Annotated in this window: 18 protein-coding genes; 12 read left to right on the top strand and 6 right to left on the bottom strand. The window is 60.4% G+C overall.

Annotated features, from left to right (window positions below; translation table 11 throughout):
- The first annotated feature begins 1 nt into the window (after nucleotide 1).
- Nucleotides 2–1,549, top strand: coding sequence for a bifunctional ADP-dependent NAD(P)H-hydrate dehydratase/NAD(P)H-hydrate epimerase (locus PYTT_RS10650; protein WP_067775126.1), 1,548 nt, complete (start codon nucleotides 2–4; stop codon nucleotides 1,547–1,549).
- A gap of 10 nt (nucleotides 1,550–1,559) precedes the next feature.
- The gene (gene radC, locus PYTT_RS10645; RefSeq protein ID WP_067775132.1) at nucleotides 1,560–2,285 is read left to right on the top strand and encodes a RadC family protein; all 726 of its coding nucleotides are present in this window, start codon (nucleotides 1,560–1,562) and stop codon (nucleotides 2,283–2,285) included.
- Here radC and PYTT_RS10640 read toward each other — a convergent pair.
- Together PYTT_RS10640 and PYTT_RS10635 are read right to left on the bottom strand one after the other, a co-directional pair.
- Nucleotides 2,245–3,201, bottom strand: a complete 957-nt coding sequence (locus PYTT_RS10640) for a lysozyme inhibitor LprI family protein (protein WP_172801817.1) — start codon at nucleotides 3,199–3,201, stop codon at nucleotides 2,245–2,247. The two genes, radC and PYTT_RS10640, sit on opposite strands and share 41 nt — an antisense overlap.
- 92 nt (nucleotides 3,202–3,293) lie before the next feature.
- Entirely contained in the window at nucleotides 3,294–3,884 is a 591-nt protein-coding gene (locus tag PYTT_RS10635) for an RNA polymerase sigma factor (RefSeq protein ID WP_067775141.1), read from the bottom strand.
- A gap of 117 nt (nucleotides 3,885–4,001) precedes the next feature.
- Here PYTT_RS10635 and serS point away from each other — a divergent pair, with 117 nt between their 5' ends.
- The 10 genes from serS to queC all read left to right on the top strand — a co-directional run bounded on the left by serS (nucleotide 4,002) and on the right by queC (nucleotide 13,104).
- Complete coding sequence (gene serS / locus PYTT_RS10630) at nucleotides 4,002–5,276, top strand: serine--tRNA ligase (protein ID WP_067775146.1); 1,275 nt, start codon at nucleotides 4,002–4,004, stop codon at nucleotides 5,274–5,276.
- 27 nt (nucleotides 5,277–5,303) lie between these two features.
- Nucleotides 5,304–5,945 (top strand): MotA/TolQ/ExbB proton channel family protein, encoded by a 642-nt coding sequence (locus PYTT_RS10625; RefSeq protein WP_067775149.1) that lies wholly within the window; start codon nucleotides 5,304–5,306, stop codon nucleotides 5,943–5,945.
- 4 nt (nucleotides 5,946–5,949) lie between these two features.
- A complete protein-coding gene (locus PYTT_RS10620) occupies nucleotides 5,950–6,390 on the top strand; it encodes a hypothetical protein (protein ID WP_067775151.1) in 441 nt (146 codons plus the stop codon).
- Between the two features lie 11 nt (nucleotides 6,391–6,401).
- Entirely contained in the window at nucleotides 6,402–7,148 is a 747-nt protein-coding gene (locus PYTT_RS10615; RefSeq protein WP_067775154.1) for an energy transducer TonB, read from the top strand.
- A complete protein-coding gene (locus tag PYTT_RS10610; protein WP_141675788.1) occupies nucleotides 7,145–7,363 on the top strand; it encodes a hypothetical protein in 219 nt (72 codons plus the stop codon). Before PYTT_RS10615 ends, PYTT_RS10610 begins: the two co-directional genes overlap by 4 nt.
- 10 nt (nucleotides 7,364–7,373) lie before the next feature.
- The gene (locus tag PYTT_RS10605) at nucleotides 7,374–7,895 is read left to right on the top strand and encodes a hypothetical protein (protein ID WP_067775159.1); all 522 of its coding nucleotides are present in this window, start codon (nucleotides 7,374–7,376) and stop codon (nucleotides 7,893–7,895) included.
- Between the two features lie 105 nt (nucleotides 7,896–8,000).
- A complete protein-coding gene (locus PYTT_RS10600; RefSeq protein WP_067775162.1) occupies nucleotides 8,001–10,598 on the top strand; it encodes a transglycosylase domain-containing protein in 2,598 nt (865 codons plus the stop codon).
- 12 nt (nucleotides 10,599–10,610) lie between these two features.
- Nucleotides 10,611–12,023, top strand: coding sequence for a nicotinate-nucleotide adenylyltransferase (locus tag PYTT_RS10595; RefSeq protein ID WP_067775165.1), 1,413 nt, complete (start codon nucleotides 10,611–10,613; stop codon nucleotides 12,021–12,023).
- A complete protein-coding gene (gene queF / locus PYTT_RS10590; RefSeq protein ID WP_067775169.1) occupies nucleotides 12,020–12,427 on the top strand; it encodes a preQ(1) synthase in 408 nt (135 codons plus the stop codon). Before PYTT_RS10595 ends, queF begins: the two co-directional genes overlap by 4 nt.
- A 5-nt stretch (nucleotides 12,428–12,432) precedes the next feature.
- On the top strand, nucleotides 12,433–13,104 hold the full coding sequence (gene queC, locus PYTT_RS10585) for a 7-cyano-7-deazaguanine synthase QueC (protein WP_067775172.1): 672 nt from the start codon (nucleotides 12,433–12,435) through the stop codon (nucleotides 13,102–13,104).
- A 19-nt stretch (nucleotides 13,105–13,123) separates the two neighbouring features.
- On the opposite strand, the gene PYTT_RS10580 is transcribed toward queC, so the two are convergent.
- From PYTT_RS10580 to nadE, 4 genes are all read right to left on the bottom strand, one after another.
- Nucleotides 13,124–14,029: a tetratricopeptide repeat protein gene (locus tag PYTT_RS10580; RefSeq protein ID WP_067775175.1), complete on the bottom strand. Its 906-nt coding sequence runs from the start codon at nucleotides 14,027–14,029 to the stop codon at nucleotides 13,124–13,126.
- A 349-nt stretch (nucleotides 14,030–14,378) separates the two neighbouring features.
- Nucleotides 14,379–15,842 carry an Asp-tRNA(Asn)/Glu-tRNA(Gln) amidotransferase subunit GatB gene (gatB, locus tag PYTT_RS10575; protein ID WP_067775177.1) on the bottom strand — a complete coding sequence of 488 codons (1,464 nt, stop codon included), beginning with the start codon at nucleotides 15,840–15,842 and terminating at the stop codon, nucleotides 14,379–14,381.
- Between the two features lie 29 nt (nucleotides 15,843–15,871).
- Nucleotides 15,872–16,828, bottom strand: a complete 957-nt coding sequence (locus PYTT_RS10570) for a hypothetical protein (RefSeq protein WP_067775179.1) — start codon at nucleotides 16,826–16,828, stop codon at nucleotides 15,872–15,874.
- Between the two features lie 81 nt (nucleotides 16,829–16,909).
- On the bottom strand, nucleotides 16,910–18,499 hold the full coding sequence (gene nadE / locus PYTT_RS10565; protein WP_067775182.1) for an NAD(+) synthase: 1,590 nt from the start codon (nucleotides 18,497–18,499) through the stop codon (nucleotides 16,910–16,912).
- Nucleotides 18,500–18,503 lie beyond the last annotated feature (4 nt).

The following is an 18,503-nucleotide window of genomic DNA, read 5'->3' as shown; positions in this document are numbered from 1 at the left end:
TATGAAACTCGCCACATGCGCCCAGATCCGCGAAGCCGAAACCCGCGCCATTGATGCAGGCGTCTCCGCCTACACCCTCATGGAAACCGCCGCTTCCGGCATTGCGGATGCCATCATCCAGCAAACCGATGCCCGGAACGAGGAAATCTTCTGCATCGCCTACATCGGCAAAGGCAACAACGCCGGGGATGCCCTCAGCGTCCTCCGCAGACTCATGGCGCACGGTTGGAACGTCCACATCCGCGCCGCCTACTCAGCCGAAGACATGGAAGGCCTGTGCCAGCTGCAATGGGAAAAATTCCACGATGCCGAAGCCTCCACCCTCACCACGGAACTCGACGTCACCGCCGAACCCACCCTCCTCCGCCGAAAACTCGCCGACATCCCGCGCATGCCCATCGTCATCCTCGACGGCCTCCTCGGATCCGGAGTCGACGGCCCCCTGAAACCGGCCATCGCGGAACTCGTACAGGAAATCAACGAACTCCGGCGCACTTGCAGCAACGCCACCGTCTGGGCCATCGACATCCCCACGGGAGTCCACCCGGACACGGGAGAAATCGGAGAAAACGCCGTACAGGCCGACTACACCGCCGCCATCGGCTGCATCAAACCCGGACTCATCGCCGACACGGCCACCTCGCACGTCGGCCGCCTCGTCCCCGTCCCCCTCAACGATCTGGACATCCAGCCGGAATACAGCGATGAAGTCATCGACTCGCCCATGCTCTCCCGACTCCTCGTCCGCCGCCCCTACGAACTCTACAAAAACAAGGCGGGAAGAGTGGCCGTCATCGCCGGATCCATCGGCATGCTCGGAGCTGCCCAGCTCTGCACCGAAGCAGCCTTGCGTGCGGGAGTCGGCCTCGTCGTCCTCTACTGCCTGCCGGAAACCTACCCGCTGCTTGCCGCCCGCGTCTCGCCCGAAATCATGGTCAAGCAGGTGCAAACATACAAAAACATCGACGAAGACGATGCCCAGGCCCTCCTCATCGGCCCCGGCCTCGGCCAGCTCGACAACGCCAACCAGCTCGCCCTCCATGCCCTCGTCTCCTGCTTCGACGGCACCGTCGTCCTCGATGCGGACGGCATCAACCTGGCCGCAGAACGCAGCTGGCGCTTCGAGAAAAACCACATCCTCACCCCCCACCCCGGCGAAATGAGAAGGCTCCTGCCCTCAGCAGGCATGAACACTCCCCGCAAGGAACTTGTCAACAGCTTCCTGTACAACCACGACGCCACACTCGTCCTCAAAGGCGCACGCACCATCATCGGCCAGCGCAGGCAAGGCATGCTCTACAACAGCACGGGAGGCCCCTCCATGGCCAAGGGCGGACAAGGCGACGTCCTCGCCGGAATCTGTGCCGGACTGGCGGCACAGGGCATGATGCCGCGGGATGCCGCCGCACTCGCCGTCTACCTCTGCGGCCGAGCCTCCGAACTCGCCGTCAGCCGGGGCTGCAGCGGACACGAGCGCGCCCTCACCGCAGGAGACACGCTCCGCCACCTCGGCGCAGCCATGCAATCCACCGCCGACCTCTGCTACTGACCCGCCCGCCATGTCCCCCAGCCTCACCGCCACCGACCTCCTGCCACGCGAAAAACTCGCCGCCTCCGGGCGTGCCGCCCTGTCGGATGAAGAACTCATCGCCCTCTTCCTCCGCACGGGCATCCCGGGATGCAACGTCATGGAACTCTCCCGCGACCTCATCCGCAAGGCAGGCTCCCTCGCCAACCTCGGACGCATGGAAGCCGACGACCTCCAAAGCCTGTGCAAAGGCATCGGCATCGCCAAAGCGGCCACCCTCACCGCCGCCTTCGAACTGGGGCGCAGAGCCATACAGGAGGAAAAAGCGCAAGTCTCCATCAACACGGCACAGGACGTCTACGACTACCTCGCTCCGGAAATGCTCTGGCATGTTCAGGAACACATCGTCGTCCTCCTGCTGGACATCCGGAAAAAACTCATTCGCAAAGTCGACCTCACCGTCGGCTCCCTCACAGCCTCCCTCATCCACCCGAGAGACATCTTCCGAGCAGCCATCAAACACAACGCCCACTGCTTCATCCTCGCGCACAACCACCCCAGCGGCGACCCTTCCCCCAGCGAGGCCGACCGCCTCCTGACGGACTCCGTCGAAAAAGCAGGAAAAATCATGCACATCCGCATGATCGACCACGTCGTCATCGGCACGGCATCCGCGACGCGCGATCAACCGTACTACAGCTTCCGGCCTCCGTCATTCACCGCTGGAGAACTTGCCGATGCCGTGTATACGGTATGAACCCTGCAGCAGAAACAGGATCGCCCGTGCCTGCATAAAAAAGAAAATTCTCGCACCTCTGCCTCGTCAGCCGCTCGCGCAGTATTGCCCGTAAAGTGGGAGAACCCGTCCCGACATAACGAGGCAAAGGAGTCAACGATGCGATCATGAAATCACGATACGCCAGCCACGCCTCCTGAGCCGTCTTCAATGCATCTTCGGGGAAACCCTCAAGCTCCGGATGAGGATTGTTGTACAAACCTATAGGCAGCGCATCCAGAAAAAGTAAAAGGCGCTCGTCCCAATACTCGGCCACATTCTCGGCCAGAGCATTCATCAACGACATCGAACCGGCTTCATCTCTCAATCGCGCCAGATATCTGGCATAATCGTCCCGGGGCATTTCCATCACAGGCACATCGCCGCCGCTCCATTTGTCCGTTTCTTCTCCTTCACCGAAAACAAAGGACTCCTTCAGGGAAAACGCCGCATGGGCATGAAGCGCGACAAGATGCTGCATCACCACGGCTGCCCTGCAACCTGCAGCATACGCGGCGGCATCGAAACCCTCCGGCACCGGAAGACGACGCACCAGCGCATCCTCCGCCTCCGCATACCGCCTCCACGACTTCCTCACTTGGGACAGGCCGGCACGCAAGGCCTCTTCATCCTCGGCATCAATATCTCCACCCTCTTTCCATTCCTGAATAAACCGTTCCATCGCCACATCCAGATCAGCCTCATACTCGGACAGCATCCGGTTCCAGTACGCCTCGCGGGCATCCGCCGCCGCACGTTGCGCCTTTCGGTCGTGACCGCCAGCAGACTTCCTCCACGCCGATTCCACGGACTCGGCAGAATTTTCCGAAACCTCCGCTTCCGGCAGCACGACCGCACACTCGCAGACCGTCGTATCGGAAGGAAAAACAGGCGGCATCAGCCACACCGGGCAAAAAAAGAAAAAGGGTAGGAACATCCGCCACTTCTTGCCATAAAAAAGAAGCACCGTCAACCCCCGAAGCCGGCGAATCACAAATACTTTGCCAGCGACTCCCGCAGCGACTGGCGCGCGCGGAAAAGCAGGCTCTTCGTTGCAGAAACGGACATCCCGATCACTGCCGCAATCTCCTCATAGCTCATCTCCTGAAAACGGCGGAGTTGCACCGCCAGCCTCGCCTTCTCCGGCAGCTCGGCAATGGCGCGTTCGACGGCATCCTCCAACTCCCTGGCCTCCATATCCTCGGAAGGGGAGGGCGACGGATCGGTATGCAGAAGCTGCCCGTACTCCTCCTCCATCGCATCGGAAGAACAGGTCGGCTTGCGCCCCATGCGGCGCGTCTCGTTGAACACGAGATTGCGAAGAATCGTATAAAGCCAAGTCGTAAACTTTGCCTTCGGCTCATACGAAGAAGCCGCCTTCCACACGCGAATGAACGTCCGCTGGGCGATATCCTCGGCATCCGCACTATCCGAGAGCATGCGGCGGGCCGTCGCATACACGCTATCCTGATGCCGCTCGATAATCTCGCGCATCGCCCCGGCATCTCCGGCGCTGACGCGCAGCATCAGCTCCGCATCATGCCTGCTTTCAGAATCCAGCTCTTCCTCGTATGCCGCCATGTGACACTATTAACACCGGGAACCCGCTCGCGTTGCAAGAAAAAAAGCCGAAAACATCCGGCGGGGACGCATTTCACGCTTGCCTGAATTCGCGTGAAGGTTCACAATATCTGCGTTATGCTCGATATTCGTGTAATCCGGGAAAACCCCGAACTGGTGAAGGAACGCGTGCGCCAGCGTGGCGGCGACGCGTGGCAATTGGTGGACCGCGTTCTGGAATGCGACGAAACGCGCCGCCAGATCGAAACGGAAAAGCAGCAACTCCAGTCCGAGCGCAACACATCTTCCAAGCAGATCGGCATGCTCAAAAAACAGGGGCAGGACACCGCCGAACTCGAAACTCGCGTGCGCGCCATCGGCGACCGCATCAAGGAGCTCGACATTACCGCCGAACGCGCTGCCGCCGAGCAGAACGACATGCTCATGAGCATCCCCAACATGCCTCATGCCGCATGCCCCGTAGGACTGGATGAAACGGCCAACCCCGAAGTCAAAATCTGGGGCGAAAAACCCGCTATCGACAACCCGAAAGACCACGTCCAGATCGCCGCGGAACTCGGCCTCGTCTCCTTTGAAGACGGCACCCGCATCACAGGATCCGGCTTCGTCGTCTACCGCGGCTGCGGCGCCCGCCTCGAACGCGCCCTCATCAACTTCCTGCTCGACACCCAGACGCAGGAAAACGGCTATCAGGAAGTGGGCGTACCCTTCGTCGTCAAACGCGAATGCATGGAAGGCACCGGCCAGCTCCCCAAATTTGAGGACGACATGTACGGCACCGAAGAACAGCAAATGTTCCTCATCCCCACCGCCGAAGTCCCCGTCACCAACCTGTACCGCGACACTATCCTCAGCGAAGACAGCCTCCCCGTCAAAATGACCGCCCACACCCCCTGCTTCCGTCGCGAAGCCGGGTCCGCCGGGCGAGACAACCGGGGCATGATCCGCATCCACCAGTTCGACAAGGTGGAACTCGTCCAGATCCTGAAACCCGAAGACTCCTTCGCCCAGCTTGAGCAGCTCCTCGGCCACGCCGAATCCATCCTGCAGAAACTCGGTCTGCACTACCGCGTCATCGAACTCTGCACGGGCGACCTCGGATTCTCCTCCGCCAAAACCTACGACATCGAAGTCTGGGCGCCCGGCCAGGGCAAATACCTCGAAGTCTCCTCCTGCTCGTGCTTCAGCGACTACCAGGCACGCCGCATGCGCCTCCGCTACAAGGATGCCAACGGCAAAAACCAATTCTGCCACACCCTCAACGGCTCCGGCACAGCGCTCCCCCGCCTGTACGTCGCCCTGCTCGAAACGTACCAGCAGCCCGACGGCTCCGTACGCATCCCCGAGGCTCTCGTACCCTACTTCGGTGCGGAAAGCATCCGGCCCGCCTGATCCACCCAGACAACTGCGACGACCCGCATGAGCGAATTCATCACACGCATGGGCCCCCTTTTCTGGGTGATGAGCATCTTTGCCATCTACGGCATGGCCATCATCGGCGAAAGGCTCTTCTACTTCCACCGGGTAAACATCAACTCCGGCGACTTCCTGCGCGGACTCTCCTCCCTGCTTCGCAAAGGCAGGTACGACGAAGCCCGCCATGAAGCCAGCCTCCTGCCCGGCCCCACGGCCCGAGTCGTCGAGGCCGTGCTCTCCCGTCCGAAGCTGAGCCGGAGCGACCTGCGCGACATCGCCGTCGAAGCCACCCAGCTCGAAGTCTTCCGCGTCGAGAAAAACATCCGCGGCCTGCTCGTCGTCGCCACCGTCACCCCGCTGCTCGGCATGCTCGGCACCATCCTCGGCCTCGTCCGCTTCTACGGACAGCCGGGCATTCTGGAAGGCAAACTGCCGACCATTGAAATGTCGTCGGCCATCTATCAGGCCCTGCTCTCGTCCGCTTACGGCGTCGCGCTCGCCATCCCCGCCTACCTTCTTTACATGTACCTGGCGGCCCGCTCGCGCAAACTCATCCACAAAATCGAACGCGCCGCCCTCGAAACCGTCCACATCATCTGCGACGCCCGCGAACAGGCTGCCGAAGCCTCTTCCGCAAAAAGCTGACCCCATGCCGACCCTCCCCCAAGTCCGCTCCACTCTGCCCGACATCACCTTCATGGTGCTCGGCTGCGTCGTACTCAATGTGGTCATCCTCGTCGTCACCGTCACCCTGATGAGCTCCGGCATCATCCCGCGCTACGGCGTCACCATCCAGCCCGCCTCCTCCCAGTTCATGATGGAAGTGCAGAACCAGACCTACACCCTCACCATCGTACCGGGCGACGAACCGCGGTACTTCCTCGACAACAGGCAGATAGAATCAGGCTTCGACGGCATCGGCCCCGCCCTCGACAAAATCATCCGCAACACCAAAAAAGACGACCTGAACCGCGTCACCATCGTCGTCTTCGCGGATAAAAGCATCCCGAGCGGCGTCGAGCAAAAAGTCATCGACCTCATCCTCCTCAAGGATCTGAACTGCACCAAGGCCGCCGAACCCGCCCTCTAAGCACCCCTGCCATGACGCCGGAGGAAAAACACCGCTACACCCATTTTCAGGAACAGCTCACCTTCTTCGTCAAGAGGGCGCAGATCAAAACCCTGTTCCCGGTCTTCCTCGTCATATCCGGCATCCTCTACATCCTCGTCCTGCTCGGTTCGGACATCGAATTCGCCAAAGACCTGCCTCCCGCACGCCGAGGCATCGTGTACAACCTCGGGCCCGACCAGGCCGTCCGGCTCAACGCCCTGCGCAACAGAACTCCGCTCGACACCTACATTCCGCCGTGGGCCGACCCCGCCCACGACACCCTCGAAATCGCCCCGCTCAAACCCAAACGCGGCATCGAACCCACGCCTCTGCCTCCCTGCACCTCCGACGACCTCGCCGGAAGCGTCGGCCGCCACCGTGCCCTCTGGTACCTCACCCTTCCTCCGGCGGAAATGCCGCCCGAATACGCCCCCGAAACACTCGCGGCCGCCCTCGCCGTCCCGGAACTCGTCTCCGCTCCGGAAGCATGGGGAACCCCCATCACCCGCCCCGCCCCACAGCAAGGCGACGACATCGGATGGATCGGATGCAGCGCCTCCTTTGAAATCGTCCTGAGCACCCTCGGCACCCCCGAACAAATCGTCCTGCTCGACAGCTCGGGCAGCCCCCAGGCCGACACCGCCGCAGAAAACATCATCCGCCGCATGCGATGGTCACCTTCGGCGCAACCGAGAAACGGCATCCTGACACTCGGATGGAAGGAGGCGCAGCCATGAAATTCATCCAGGGCACTCCGGAAACATGGCTGCTCACAATCGTCCTCGCAGGCATTGCCGCCACCATCCTCACCTTCGCCTTCCATGCCATCAGCAGCAAAATACGCCGCATGAAGCTGAAACGTAGCCGTTGCACCTGCCGCCTCTGCGGCTACCGCTTCCTCGTCTCAGATGCGGAACGCACCTGCCCGCATTGTTCCGCCCGCAACGCTTGAACCCTACTCCATGTTCATCGCCCACATCCCTGCCGGGTACCTTGTGGCATCATGGCTGCACAAACGGGGAGTCGTCGCCGGAGGCCTCTTTGCAGCCTGCATCATCGGCTCCGTCTTTCCGGACATCGACCTGCTCTACTTCTACCTGATCGACGGCAAAAGCCACCATCACCACTCCTACTGGATCCACTACCCGGTACTCTGGCTCTCCCTCTCGCTCCTCTCCGCCGCATGGTACATCCTCTCCGGAAGACGCACCGCAGCCCTGCTTGCATTGGCCTTCTGCGCGAATGCCTTCCTGCACATCATGCTCGACGGCATCGTAGGAGACATCTGGCTCTTCGCTCCGTGGATCGACCGCCACTATGCGCTGGCGACCGTCTCTCCCGGATTCTCGCCGTGGTGGCTCAACTTCATCCTCCACTGGTCCTTCCTCTTCGAACTGCTCATCACCGGCCTCGCCGCATCTATCTGGACACGGCGCAACAAACTCCGCCGAACCATTGTTCCGCAAAGTAAAGACCGCCCGTAAAACATTCTGCCGACTCAAAGTCCGTCACCCTCCGATTCCTTGCTTGAAAGCCGCCTCTTTCCTGATAGAATAGGCTTGCGACGGTAGCATCCGTCCCCCAAAGCCATGACGGAGCTTGACGACCTTCAGACACGCCGCAACGAGCAGAACAACCGCAGAAGGGCTGTGACCAACAGGCGCAGAACCATATTCGGCGGTATGTCTCGTTGGAAAAGAAGGCTTCTGCTCTTCTCCATCTGGCTCGGCATCGGAGCCGTACTTGCGGCCATCGTCGGCTGGTTTGCCTTCGACCTCTTCACCCGCCCCTACAAAACATGGGCACAGGAATTCAACCTCGAAGACATCAACAACCTCAACCATCCCAGCATCATCTACGACCGCAACGGCAAGGAAATCGGCCGCATCTTCGACGAAAACCGCTCCTACGTCCACTACAGCCGCGACCCTGAAAAATCGGAAGTCTCCGAAAACATGATCAACGCCCTGCTCGCGCAGGAAGACTCCCGCTTCTGGGAACACAAAGGCTATGACCCCATCGGCATCGTTCGAGCCGCCAAGGAAATGCTCGTCGCCGGAGGCAAAGCCAACCAGGGAGCCTCCACCATCACCCAGCAGCTCGCCCGCAACGCCTTCGATCTCAAACGCCGGGCTACAGCCCGGGGAGAAAGGGACATGGGCCGCAAAATCGTGGAAATCTATCTGGCCATGCGCATCGAAGAACGCTTCAGCAAAGAACAGATCCTCGAATTCTACCTCAACCGCGTCTATCTCGGCAGCGGCTTCTACGGCATCCGCGCCGCCTCGCTCGGATACTTCGGCAAAGAACCCAAAGACCTCACCGTCCGCGAAGCCGCCTCCATTGCAGCCCTCATCAAATATCCGAACGGACTCTCGCCGCTGAAAAACATCGAAGGCAACAAAAAATGGCGCAATGACGTACTCGACCGCATGGTGCGCAGCAACTACCTCGAACGGAACGAAGCGGAACGCCTCAAAAAACTGCCCGTCGAACTGAACCCGAAACCGCTCAGCCGCGGTTCCTCGCACATCCACAACTTCATCGACGCCCAAACGGGAGAACTCTTCGGCGAGGACCTCGTCCGCAGCCGCGGCCTCCGCATCTACACCACGCTCGACAAAGACATTCAGGAAGCCTCCGGCAAAGCGCTGCAAACCCAGCTGGACGCTATCGAAAAACGCCCGGACTACAACAACCCGCTCATGAAGGACTACAAAGTCGGCTCGGGCGACAAACCCCTGTACCTTGACGGTGCGCTCATGGTCGTGGACAATGCCACGGGTGCCGTCCTCGCCTACCACGGTGGCCGGGATTTCAGCAAACGCACATTCGACGTCATCCAGGAAGGCACCCGCCCGCCGGGCACCACCATGCTCCCCATGCTCTACGCCACCGCCTTTGAAAACGGTTTCAACCCCACCACCGTACTCATCGACGACGCCATCGACAACCGCCGCAGCGGCATCGGCGGCTCCGAAGGCATCCTCGGCGAATGGGGCATGGAAACCGAACGCGGCCGCTACGAAGACGCCGTCACCGCCCGCCGCTCCCTCGCCTACTCCAAAATCGCAGCCTCGCTCGACCTCGTCAAACGCCTCGAAGCGGCCAAAGGCAGCAAACCATTCATCAAACTCCTCGAACGCATGGGCATCCGCCCGCCCGCCCGCGAACCGGGCAGCACGGAAGCCAACCCCTTCTACTACCCCCGCGTCTATGTCGGCACGGAACCCGTCTCCCTCAAGGAAATGGTACTTGCCTACACCGCCTTCCCCAACCTTGGCAAACGTCCGAGGGAAACCTACATCATCACCAAAATCACCGATGCCAACGGCAAAATCCTCTGGACCTCCCCTCAAGCCCAGGGAGACCTCCACACCGTTGACGTCATGTCGCCCATCGCAGCCTACCAGGTACACTCCATCATGCAGGAATCCCTGCACAAGGGCTCGGCCCAGCGCACACTCTCCTTCCTTCCGGAAGGCTTCAAGGGAGCCGTCAAAACAGGCACCAACTACGACTTCTCGGACAACTGGCTCTTCGGATACAACTCCCATATCACCTGCGGCGTCTGGATCGGCTTCGTCGAAAGCAAAAAGCCGATCTACCCCAACGCCTTCTCCTCGGACACCTGTTCTCCCATCCTCGGCGCCATCTTTGAAAATGCAGACAAGAGCATCGCAGATACAGCCGTACCCATGCCGCCCTCCGTCGAGGAAATCGAAATCTGCTCCGTCTCCGGCAAAAAAGCCACCATGTTCTGCTACGAAACCGAACGCACCTCCGTCGGCGACCGCTACACCCGCTGCACCTACAAGGAATATATGCCCAAGGGAGACTCCTCCCTCGGCAGCTGCACCGTCCACGGCGACGAAGGCATCTCCCTCAGCGACTTCTTCCCCTCCCCGGGCAATGCCCAGCAATCGGCACGCATCCTGCCCGTCAAACCCATCCTGCCCACCGCACCCGACCTCGTGGGCGACGACCCCTTCGGTTGCGTCCTGCAGAAAAACCCGCGTTACAAAAACGCATCGGGCATCGAAGACGTCTCGCTCGGCCACGACATCCTTGATGCCGACGAAGTACCGGACGACGACACCTCCCCCGCAAGCGGCAACGAAAGCACCTTGCCCATACCCGCTCCGGACAGCATCCGAATCCCCGTGCCGGAACTACAACTCAGATAATTCTCAAGCCGCATGAACACCAAAGCCTTGGCGGATACGCAGGAAAAAGCGTTCCAACTCAACATGGACAAATCGATCTACGGCGCCTTTGCCGAGATCGGCGCCGGACAGGAAACGGCCAACTGGTTCTTCCGCTCCTCGGGTGCGGCCGGCACCGTCGCCAAAACCATCTCAGCCTACGACATGACCGTCAGCGACACCCTGTACGGCCCCGTCAAACGCTACGTCTCCGAAGAACGCCTGCGGCAAATGCTCGACTACGAATTCTCGCAGCTCGTCAACCGTCTCGGCACCAAACGGGGCAAAAACACCTGCTTCTTCGCCTTCTGCAACACCGTCAAGGTCAAAGGCTACATGGACAACGGCCCTTGGAACGGCTGGATCGGCGTCCGCTTCCAGCTCCGCCCCGAAGCCCCGCCCTCCGACTTCATCGTCCACGTCCGCCTCAAGGAACCGTCCCATGAACGGCAAATGAGCGACCTCGGCATCCTCGGCGTCAACATCCTGCACGCCGTCTTCTACAAACGCGACCGCCTCCGCGAATTCATCGAATCCCTCGCCGACAACCTCGACCCGAAACGCATCGAAATCGACGTCGTCCGCTTCGAAGGCCACGGCTTCAGCATGGTGGACAACCGCCTCTTCGCCCTCCAGCTCGTCGAATCCGGCCTCTCCGAAGCCACCATCTTCCTGCCCGACGGCTCCGTCGCACAGGCGGCGGACGTCCTCTACAAACGCCCGGTCGTCCTCATGCGCGGCAGCTTCTCCCCGCTCTGCAACATCCATCTCGAAATGCTCGACAGCGTGCGCAAAACCTTCTGCAGCACCCTCACCGACACCCAGCGGGAACGCGGCATCGACATCTGCGAAATCTCCATGAGCAACCTGCTCCGGGGCGACTCCATCGACCACCTCGACTTCCTCGACCGCATGGACTGCCTCAAAACGCTCGGCAAAACCGTCCTCGTCACCAACATGGCGCGCTTCCACAGCATCTCCACCCTGCTGAACCAATACACCACGGAACCCGTCGCCATCGCCCTCTCCATCGGCCTGCTCAACGAACTCTTCAAGGAAAAATGGGTCGTGGACACCCCCGGCGGCATCCTCTCCACCATCGGCCACATCTTCCTGAACAAAACGAAACTCTACGTCACCCCGTGGATCAACCGTTCATCGGGAGAATTCGTCACCGCCAGCAACTTCCGCCCCCCCTCATCCTACAAATACCTCTACCAGCACCTGCTGGAAAACGGCCTCATCGTGGACGTACCCTACTTCAACGAAAAACTCCTCCTCCAGACCCCTCGCGACATCCAGAAAATGATCGCCGACAACAACCCCGCCTGGAAAGAATACGTCCCCCGCGAAGCCTACCGCGCCGCCCTTCACCTCCGATCACACCACCACCACCAGCCATCATGAGCGACCTCACCCTACTCGGCCAGCACAGCAGCTTCTTCACCAGCCCGGACGACGCCAAACTGGAAGCCTTCCCGAACCGCTCCCCCCAGCGGGCCTACACCATCGTGCTGGACACCCATGAATTCTCCTCCCTCTGCCCCGTCACCGGGCAGCCGGACTCCTGCCACCTCACCATCACCTACAGCCCGGCGGAACATTGCGTAGAAACGAAATCCCTCAAATACTACCTCGCTGCCTACCGCAACTACCCGGCTTTCAACGAGCAAATCGTCAACCGCATCCTCGATGACCTCATCGCCGCCATCCATCCCGCATGGATGAAAATCGAAGGCCGCTTCGGCGCACGCGGCGGCATCCAGCTCACCACCATCGCCGAACACCAACCGGAAAACCGCCCCCTCTGAACACCATGACCGCTCCGCAAACCGTCGCAGTCCTGCTCAGCGGAGGACTCGACTCCACCGTTGCCCTGCACTGGGCCGCCCGGCAGGGCCGCGTCGCCTGTGCCCTCAGCTTCGACTACGCCTCCAACCACGCGCAGCAGGAACTCGCCTGCGCCCGCTGGCAGGCGGACTCCCTCGGCATCCCGCACCGCGTCATCGACATCACCGCCATCTCCCGCCACCTCGACTCCGCCCTTCTGCGCGGAGCCGATGCCGTACCGACGGAAAACTACGGCACGGACAACATGAAACAAACAGTCGTCCCCTTCCGCAACGGCATCTTCCTCGCCATTGCAGCCGGCATTGCCGAAAGCGACGGCTGCGGAGGCATCGTCATCGCCGCCCACTCGGGAGACCATTCCATCTACCCGGACTGCCGGGAAACCTTCATGTCCGCCATGTCCTCAGCCATCCGAGAAGGCACCTACGCCCACCTGGAAATCCTGCGTCCCTTCATCGACTCCACCAAGGGGGAAATCGTCCGCATCGGCCAGCAGCTCGGCGTCGACTTCGCACACACCTACTCCTGCTACAGGGGAAAGGAACGCCACTGCGGCATCTGCGCCACCTGCCGCGAGCGCCGCGAAGCCTTCGCCGATGCGCACACCGACGACCCGACGGTGTACGAACAACAGTAAACGCCCCGGCAAGCGGCACTCAAAAACCGCCGGTCACCCACATCTCGGGAGAACCGTCCGGCAGCCATCCGAAAAAGGAAACGAAATCCTTCGCAGTCGAGCCCAGTTGCAGCTGATCGTCACGCCGGACATCATACGGCATCACCTTCGGCATACCCTGAGCATCCAAGGCAATCAGCAAGGGTGCATCATCGTCGCTGGAAGCGCCCACGCACCTCTCGATCAAAACAGCCTTCCGGTCAGGACGAATATGCACATGAGTTCCCATCTTGAGGGCTCTTCCCGGTTGCCGATGGAAGAACACTTCTCCAGCTGCCTCCTCATGCAAAGGTTCGGCACGATTGAGGACAAGCAACTGGCGGCCTGACGGAAACCAGACACGGAAAGCAAGAGCTCCGGCATACCCTTTCTGCTCACCGGAAGGAATCCTGCAATAGCCCTCCGAGCCGGGCATCAAAGCATCTTCCTTGCCATTGTACAGCTCCATGCCCACCTTCAACCCGCCATGTCCATAAGATGCGAGCACGGGCTTTCTGCCTCCGGCAGATTGATACTTCACCGACGAGCAGACGGGGGCTTCCTTCCGTAGAAGCGGCACCCGCGAGGTGAGTTTCAACCCAAGCCGTCCGCAAACCTCGCGTGCCGATTCATTCCCTTGCAAGGCCAAATCGACCAGCCGAACGGAAGCATACGGATCGGGCAAACGGCAATCGCCGGGTTTGGCGGCAACTGCCAGCCAGGAAACAGCCTTATCGGTATTCTTGCGGCGAAGTTCATCCTCCGCAAGCTGGAATAAAAGGTATTTGTCAGCCTGATCCATCACGCCCACATCCAGCAGGCACTGGAGAGCCTCCGCATCGTTTTTCTTTGCCGCGCTCTCAACGACGGCACTCAGAGCCTCCGCATCGCAAGTCCCAGTCTCCACAAAACGGCGGCAAACCGCAACGGAAGGATCAGACTCTCGGCGCCCTTTCAACAACGCTTCATAGGACGCCTGCTGATGTGGGGATAATTTCGGCAGATTCATTTCATTCGCAAAAACGAGAACCTGAGTATCTTGTATCGGCGAATGGGTCGCATGGCATCCACACAACCCACAAGCTGCTAATAATAAAAAAACAATATCATTGGACATAATTGGGTAACAGAACAGTACCAACAAATAGACAGCCTGTCAACACCTGACACTACAAATATACGATCATCCTGCTTCTACCGAAAAACACGGTAAAAACCTCGAAAAACAGCCAGCCCGATTCGGATCAGGCCACCTCTCAAATCCCCAGCTTCGCCTGCAGCAGCTCCGTCACGATCTTCGGGTTCGGCTTCACGGAGCTGGCTTTCATCACCTGCCCCGTAAGGAAGTTGATCAGCTTGGCGTTGCCGCCCTTGACGAGCTCCACTTCCTTGGGATTCTCGGCAATCACCTTGTCGAGTATCGCATCCAGGGCGCCCGTATCCGCCTTCTTGTAGCCAAGCTTGTTCGCGGCTTCTTCAGCGGAAATGCCGGGGTTTTCCCAAAGAGCTTCGAGCACTTCCTTCGCCTGATTGTTCGAGACGATGCCTTCTTCCACAATGTCCACCAGCCCGGCAAGGGCCTGCGGACGCACCGGGCATTCCTCCAGCGTCGTTTCCTTATCGCCAAGGATATTCGGCAGCGTGTTGATCACCCAGTTGGCGATCTTCTTCGCATGCTTCGAAGCCGCAGCGGCTTCCTCGAAGTAGGCGCACACGGCCATATCCGCCACGAGGGTATTCGCATCGTATTCGGAAAGGGCGTAATCCTCCATCAGGCGGGCATGCTTGCGGCCGGGCAGTTCCGGCACTTCGCCGCGCACGCGTTCCACGAGCGGAGCCGTATGGATCGGTACGAGATCCGGGCAGGTATGGTAGCGGTAATCGTGCGCATCTTCCTTGGTGCGCATCAGGATGCTTTCGCCCCGCTCGTCGTCCCAGCGGCGCGTGCATTGCACCTGCGCGATGCCCCGGTCGAGCTCGTCGGACTGGCGGCGGATTTCATATTCGAGGGCGCGGCGCACGGCGGACATCGAATTGATATTCTTCATTTCGATCTTGGTGCCGAGTTCCTTCTGCCCGTGCGGACGCAGGGAGACGTTCACGTCACAGCGCATCTGGCCTTTCTCCATGTCGGCATCCGAGATGCCGCCGCAGATCAGAATCTGCTGGAGGGATTTCAGGTAGGCGTACGTTTCGTCGGAGGAGGTCAGATCGGGCTGGGAGACGATCTCCATCAGCGGCGTTCCGGCGCGGTTGAAATCGATCAGGGAATGGTTCGTATGGTGCGTCAGTTTCGCCACGTCCTCTTCGAGGTGGATGTGGTCGAGCTTCACCGTGCGGAAGGGCGGCACGCCCGCAGCAATCACATCCGCCGGGTACGACCACGGGAACAGAGGCACCTCGCCGCCGATGCACAGGGGAAGATCGAGCTGGGTCAGCTGATAGTTCTTCGGCATGTCGGCATAGAAGTAGTTCTTGCGGTCCCACTTGCAGAGAGGGGGCGTCGTACAGCCGAGCATCATGCCTGTCAGAATCGTGCGTTCGATGGCGAATTCGTTCAGCACAGGCAGGGCGCCGGGCATTCCGAGGCAGGTCGGGCATACGTTCGTGTTCGGCTCGTAGCCGAATCCCGCCCGGCAGGAGCAGAACATTTTCGTCTTCGTCTTGATCTGGCAGTGTACTTCCAGGCCGATGGTCACTAAATAGTCGGAAAGAGCCATGTGTCTATTGGTAAAAGCGGTGGAGAGGGTCAGGATGCGGGAGTGGCGGGCTTCCCGGTATCACCGGAAGAGACAGGCGCGGTCTCACCGGAGGCCGGAGCGGAGGGAGCATCTTCCGGGCCGAAGGAATCCACCCCGAACCAGAGGTCGTGCGTACGGAGCAGCAGGTCGTATGTTTTGCTCTCGGCGAGGAGGGCTTCCGTCTCGTCGTCCAAGGCGGCGATCCGCTCGAACTCGGCATGAATCAGCGCCAGTTCCTTTGAGACGGGATCATACACCTTGCGGAACGCTTCGCTTGCCGTATCGTTGAAATAACTGTTGTCGATTTCCGGAGCCGGAAGGAGCTTGGCATACTCATTCGCCAGTTTTTCCAAAGCGGGTTGCGCCGCCTCATAGGAAGCTTCGTCGCGGATACCCTTGATGATTTGCACGAACTCCCGGTCGGGCTTCGCCAGCTTCGCCATGCGAGCCAGTTCCGCCGCTTCCTGTTCGGCCGTCATGGGCTGGGGGGTGGCCAGAGGAGCGTCCTCTTCACTCACGGGAAGGAGGGATTCTTCCCCGTTAGCCTCGGCATTCAGGCTCAAGGCCTTCTTCAAATCTTCGGAACCGTGGAACTTCACGGCGTCCAAACGGCTCAATTCCTTCGGAAACTCACCCATCAAATCGAAAAGCTGTTCGCTTGTCTTCAGGAACTTCTTTTCTTCATCCGCCGAAAGAGGCTGGGAGAAAAGCGCCTCCATCTGGGCATCCAGCTCCATGCACTGCTTTTCGATCTCCGCGATGCGCGGTGCAGCGGCCTTGGCGGAAGCCTCGTCCTTGATACTCCGCACGAGCTTCAGCTCTTCCTTCACCAAGGCAAGAATGCGCCCGATGATGGCGGAAGGAGCCTCAGCCGCAGCAGCCTGGCCGGCAGCAGGACACACCAGAACCGCACCGGCAAATGCGGCGCAGGAAAACGGAAGCAGGGAAGGCGCACCAAGGTTCATGACAGTTGAAAATACGGGGAAATCCTATGCCAATCCCGCCTCAAGTCAAGAACCCTGTGCGACATCTCCGGGAAAGCCGGGTCAATCGTTCAAGCGGTGCATCACGGGAATATCCGCGCGGGCATCAGCCGGACAGCTTCCGGCATGCAGCACGGGCGGAAGCTGCACACGTTTCCATGCGGAGACGATGACCAGCCTTTGCACGCGGCGCACATCCTCCTCCTTGAACGGACATTCCGGATCGGCCAGCAGTTCTCCGGCCGGGACGTTCCTGTCCACCAGATGCCCTAGAATGGCATCCAGCACCTCGTAGGGCGGCAGGCTGTCCTGATCCTTCTGCCCCGGAGCCAATTCGGCAGAAGGAGCCTTGTCGATCGTATTCTGCGGAATGATTTCGCGCTCCGCATTGATCAGGGCGCACAACCGGTAAACCTCCGTCTTGTACAGCGAGGCGATAGGGGAAAGTCCGCCGTTCGTATCGCCGTACATGGTGCAATAGCCGACGAGGGCTTCGCTCTTGTTGCCCGTATTCAGAAGCATGTGGCCGAACTTGTTCGCATAGCTCATCAGGAACAGGCCGCGGATGCGCGACTGCATATTCTCTTCGGTCTTGTCCGGCTCCGTGCCTTCGAACAGCTCCGCCATCGAGGCGCGCACGGCATCGAACACCGGAGTCACAGGCACCGTCTTGCAGAAAATCCCGAGATTGGCAGCCAGGGCATAGGCATCCTCAATCGAAGATTCCGAGCTGTATTCGCTCGGCATGGCGAGGCCGTACACATTCTCCGGACCGAGGGCTTCCACCGCCAAAGCCGCTACCAGAGCGGAATCCACGCCGCCCGACAGGCCGAGGCATACGCTGCCGAACCCGCAGCGGTTCACATGCTCGCGGATGCCGGATACCAGAGCCTGCCGCACCTGCTCCATCGGCTCGGGCAGCGAGGCGACCGGGCGCGCCCTGTCCGTATCCACCACGGCGTTCTTCGCGGCGAACAGAGGCAGCCTGCCCCGCAACACCCCATCCGGGGAATGCACGGTCGAACCGCCCGCATACACCTCGCCTTCCTGCGAGCCGACGGCGCGCACGCAAACGACGGTACTGTCGAACTGCCCCGCTTCCCATGCGCGGTCTTCCTCGGATGCTTCCAGCTCGCCGCGGAACCACGGCGCAAGCGGCAGCTTCACCAGAATGTTGAAATCCTCTTCAATCGGCAGCGAAAGCTCGCTTGAGCATTCGACATGCACGCGCATGCCGCCGTCCAGATGCACGGTATCCTCTTCAATCAGCGTCACCGTATCCTTCTCCAGCAAATAGGGGGAAATGCCGATCATGGAACGCCCTGCCGCTCCTTCCATCGGCTCGTCCTCCACCCATGCGTCATCGTCTTCACCGCTCTCGACCTCTTCCGGATCGAACTCGCGCGTCGCGCCGAGAATCAGCGGAACGGAGGAAACCTCCTGAGAAAGCGCATCGAGCGCAGCCGCCGTCTGCATGATAAAGGACTGGCGTGCGGCCAGATCCATGGGCTGATGGCCGCACAGGGCGAGGGAAGAAGCCACGATCAGCTCGGCCCCGCGGTCGAGGCACTCGCGGTAGCCCTGTACGATGGCTCGGAGATTCCCGGAAAAATCGCCCGTCACGGGGCTCGTCTGAATAATGCCTATTTTCATGATT

The organism is Neoakkermansia glycaniphila (genome assembly GCF_900097105.1).
In the GTDB taxonomy this organism is placed as follows: Bacteria; Verrucomicrobiota; Verrucomicrobiia; order Verrucomicrobiales; family Akkermansiaceae; genus Akkermansia; species Akkermansia glycaniphila.
The sequence above is the reverse complement of the archived record's forward strand: the minus strand, read 5'-3'. Positions and strand labels throughout refer to the sequence as shown.